This window comes from Flavobacterium sp. LMO6, assembly GCF_009495795.1.
Lineage (GTDB): Bacteria > Bacteroidota > Bacteroidia > Flavobacteriales > Flavobacteriaceae > Flavobacterium.
On sequence record NZ_WIBH01000025.1, the window covers coordinates 1 to 3,946 of the forward strand.

The 3,946-nt window shown below is 30.3% G+C and carries 4 protein-coding genes; all 4 read right to left on the minus strand.

What is annotated here, in order from left to right; all coding sequences use genetic code 11:
- Positions 1-189 precede the first annotated feature (189 nt).
- Complete coding sequence (locus GFJ99_RS13670) at positions 190-1,290, minus strand: hypothetical protein (protein ID WP_203228794.1); 1,101 nt, start codon at positions 1,288-1,290, stop codon at positions 190-192.
- Positions 1,238-2,269: a DNA (cytosine-5-)-methyltransferase gene (dcm, locus tag GFJ99_RS13675; RefSeq protein WP_203228795.1), complete on the minus strand. Its 1,032-nt coding sequence runs from the start codon at positions 2,267-2,269 to the stop codon at positions 1,238-1,240. Before dcm ends, GFJ99_RS13670 begins: the two co-directional genes overlap by 53 nt.
- Positions 2,259-2,567, minus strand: a complete 309-nt coding sequence (locus GFJ99_RS13085) for a helix-turn-helix domain-containing protein (RefSeq protein WP_089081803.1) — start codon at positions 2,565-2,567, stop codon at positions 2,259-2,261. Before GFJ99_RS13085 ends, dcm begins: the two co-directional genes overlap by 11 nt.
- A 260-nt stretch (positions 2,568-2,827) precedes the next feature.
- Positions 2,828-3,799, minus strand: a complete 972-nt coding sequence (locus tag GFJ99_RS13090) for a hypothetical protein (protein ID WP_153209467.1) — start codon at positions 3,797-3,799, stop codon at positions 2,828-2,830.
- Between the last annotated feature and the right edge of the window lie 147 nt (positions 3,800-3,946).

Sequence of the window (3,946 nt, forward strand, 5' to 3'; positions counted from 1 at the left end):
AAAAATAGGAGAGAAGCTTTCGGCGTAAGTTCGGAAAATATGTTGCACACAACGTTCCGCAGCTTGGCGAAGTAGCGGATTTTGAAGCACTTAATTTCATTTTAGTACTAATGTTCATTTGAAAACCGAATGTTCAATTTAGCACTGAACCCGCCATTTTGCCAAACTGCTGTTATGCCCTAGTGCCTTTTATTTCAAGTGCTTGTCTATTAATTCGTTCCATTTTTCTTTATGTATTTTCTTTATTTCTGTGTCATTTTCAATAAGATTGCTATAGTTTTTTATGAACTCGTCTAATGAAGTAATCAAACGCATATAATACTTGATAGTTGGTAAAAGTCCATTTATAATAATTTGGCAACCGTGTTCTAATTTTAATTCATTTATCAAGTCTGCAATTTCTAAATTGTCGCTTTCTTTTATGCCGATGTAGGACAGAATGTAATATCTGTCTGGATTGTATCGAGCAATTTTTTCAATTGCAATTCTTACCATAGTTACATCAATTGCTTTGTCTAATTTTATTTCAATTGCTTCAAACAAGTTTTTCTTTTTGAAAATTTCAATGTCGCCTGCCGATTTTGAAGTTCTGTCTGATGCAGTATGACTACCCATTTCAGCTAAACTACATTCCTTGTACCTTCCAATTTCTTTGATTAGACTTTTATAGATTGCGAAAAAAGCCAAAACTGGAAGTTTTGAGCCTCCGTGAGTTGCATATTTAGTTCTAAAATGTTCGTCTAATGCTTTTATTATATTTTCAATTGTAAGTTTTTCAGGATTTTCTAACGGCACAATTGCTACAATTGCATCATTTTTTGATGATATTGCCTCGGCTAATAAAAGGCGAAGTACATTTGTAGCAGATGTTGGATTTTTCTCAACAAAGTCAAGAATATTTAAAAATGCTTCTTTGACTACTTTGTTACTAATTTTACCATTATAATCTAAATTGTAAGGATATGGCTGTTCCAAAGAACGAGTTAGCCAACCACTTTCAGCCATAGAGGGCAAACCAAGTTCTTTTAATGTTGGTGTAATGTGGACAAAGTCAATTGAACGACCCGAAAAACCACCTTTCATACTCGTTTGGTGTTTCCTAACATCTTGTTTTGGGTCTATAATTTTATGAGTAATCAATGTTACTAAAACAGTAAAAACTCCTTTTTGAGTATTAATCTTTTCTCCAATAGATTTAATAAAACCTATTGTTTCTTTGTTTACATCTTTTATGTTTTTAAGCGAATAAGAGAGTTTGTAAATCTCCAACAACTTGTCTTTGTGGTTCATCAATTAATAATTTTTGTTCGTTTATACTTTCGGCAATAGCTTTAATTACTGGAATTGCAACAGAGTTGCCAATTTGTTTATATTGTTCTCCAACATTTGAATGTTTTATAAAATTGGGCTGAAAGCCCATTATTTTATAACATTCATTTATTGTTAGTTTTCTAACTGCGTCTAACTCGGGAATGTAAATAAAAAACCTTCCTGCTGTTTCTTGCGATGGAATAGTTGGGTGAGTTCCGTCTATTGAATAAATTCTATTTGGCTGTCTGTGAACTCTTGAAAGGTGTTCGGTATTTTCTCTAACGCCTTTTTGCCAAATATTTTTATTTCTATAACCAACGAAAATCAAACCACTTTCTTGGTTTTTTGGTGTTTCAATTAATGTGTATTCTGATTTATCTATAAACTCAAAGTTACCCTCTGTGTCTAAAAAATCTCTCAATATTACTTTCTTTTTTCTTTTCAATTTTGCAAAATCAAAATAATGTTTTTTTGTAGCAATGATAAAAATTCGTTCTCTGTTTTGAGGAAGTCCAAAATCTTTTGCATTTAAAATTTTATGGGTTACGTTATAACCCAAATCCATTAATGCTTTTAATATGACTGTAAAAGTTCTTCCTTTATCGTGATGAATTAAATGTTTTACATTTTCTAAAACAACAACACCTGGTTGTTTTTTGTCAATTATTTGGCAAATGTCAAAAAATAAAGTTCCTCTCGTATCTTCAAAACCCATTTTTTTGCCTGATATACTGAAAGGTTGGCAAGGAAAACCACCCAATAAAATATCAAAGTCTGGAATGTCTGTCGGATTAATTTTTGTAATATCTCCAAAAGGTTTGTCGCCAAAGTTTGTTTCGTAAACTTGTTGGCATTGAGGATTTATTTCAGATGTGAATACGCATTTGAAACCTGCATCTTCAAAACCTTTTCTAAAACCTCCAATTCCTGCGAATAAGTCTATAAATTTATACTGCATCTTGATTTGCTTTTTGATATTTAATTTTTTCTTCTGCAACGATTAAAATATCATTAGCATAATCAACGTCTTTCAATTCGTAGATTATTTTATCTGAAAACCAGTCAATTAATAAATCTTGTTTAGGTAAATTGTAAAAGTCGGCAAGTTTAATAAGCTGTTCCTTTGTCGGTTTACGTTCTCCTTTTTCAAATTTACTAATCAAAGATTGGTCAATGTCAAGTTCGGAAGCAACTTTTCGTAAGATGAGTTTTTTCTCTTCTCGTGCCGATTTTAGTATTTCGCTTAAATTACTCATTTGGACAAATTTGTTTTAGACTAATGATGTCCAAAATTACAACTTTATTTTTATTTTGAGTTAAAAAATTCATATTTTTTTCTTTCGTTCATTTTCTGTGCGGTCGCTCGTGGCATTGGGCATAACGTCCCGCTACTACAGCGGGTTTGGGACTAAATTAAGCCCTATTTTCGGATTTGCCAAATCATCCCAAATACAAGACCAGCTTTCCATTAAGCCTATTGCCCAAATCCGTTGTAGTAGCTGTTGTAGGCAGGTTTTTATTCCATTAAATCAATTTTGTAACCAATTCCGATATCAAAAATTGGATATTCTTTATTTTTGTCATAGATAATAGGTTTTTCGAATTGTTTCCAATTCGATTCTGTTTCGTAATCAAATCTGAAGAATGTTTTAGTATTTTTTTCCCTTGCGGTAATTGGAATGTTTGGTAGAATCCATTTTATAAATTTTTTATCAGGATATTTTAAGTTGATGTCATAAGGCATTTCAGCAATTAATAAGTTATTTTCATCAACTTTTCCAATGAATGTTACTACAACAAACAAACCTTTTTCGGGAATTTTAATGCTTTTTTCAAACGTTGAGATAAAAGCATCATTTAAACGCTCTGAATTGATTATTTCATACTTATTGTAATCATATAAATTTTCTCCAGGTTTATCATCTACAGATTCTAATATTTCTACTTTTATCAACGTTTTATATGGATATTGTTTTTCTAGATAAGGACCTTTTGTTGCATCATTTGACTTTTTAAATAAAGGAATTTCAATACTTTTTAAGAAGTTTATTTTGTTATCAGGTGAATTTATTTTAAAAGCTAATTTTAAGCCAATTGCACTAAAATACATTTCTTTATAATTACTATGAACTTTTGGCTTTGAATTTATTGTTTTTAGTAATTTCAATTGTTCCTTTTTAATAACAATTTCATCTAAGTTTATGATTTTTGGGTTTAAAAGTACAATTGAGTTGTTTATTTTTTTTAAATCTATTTTTTTAGATTCATAAGAAACGTGAGATATTTCAATTGAATTAACATTCAAATCAGAAATCATAATGCTCCCATTTTCATTTGAAAAAACACCAAAGCCATTTAGGAAATTCACATTAGCGTACTTTATTGGCAAGTTTGATATGCTATCCAAAATTACTATTTTTGTATTTTGTGAATAAGAAAAAAAAATATTAAATACTGCAAATAAGGTAAATAAAAATTGTTTTTTCATTTTATAATTTTTTGGTTAGTTTCAATTTTTCTTGCGTTTTGCGTTAAACTTGCCTACAACGTTCTGCGGCTTGCTCTCAGTGGCGTTGCACTAACACCAAGCCATTACAAATATAACAAAACATTCCATTCAGCAGCGGATTTTCCG

Bases quoted from the DNA above. Each gene is read 5' to 3' on its own strand.
- GFJ99_RS13670 (WP_203228794.1), bottom strand. From the start codon at position 1,290: ATGAACCACAAAGACAAGTTGTTGGAGATTTACAAACTCTCTTATTCG.
- GFJ99_RS13085 (WP_089081803.1), bottom strand. From the start codon at position 2,567: ATGAGTAATTTAAGCGAAATACTAAAATCGGCACGAGAAGAGAAAAAA.
- dcm (WP_203228795.1), bottom strand. From the start codon at position 2,269: ATGCAGTATAAATTTATAGACTTATTCGCAGGAATTGGAGGTTTTAGA.
- GFJ99_RS13090 (WP_153209467.1), bottom strand. From the start codon at position 3,799: ATGAAAAAACAATTTTTATTTACCTTATTTGCAGTATTTAATATTTTT.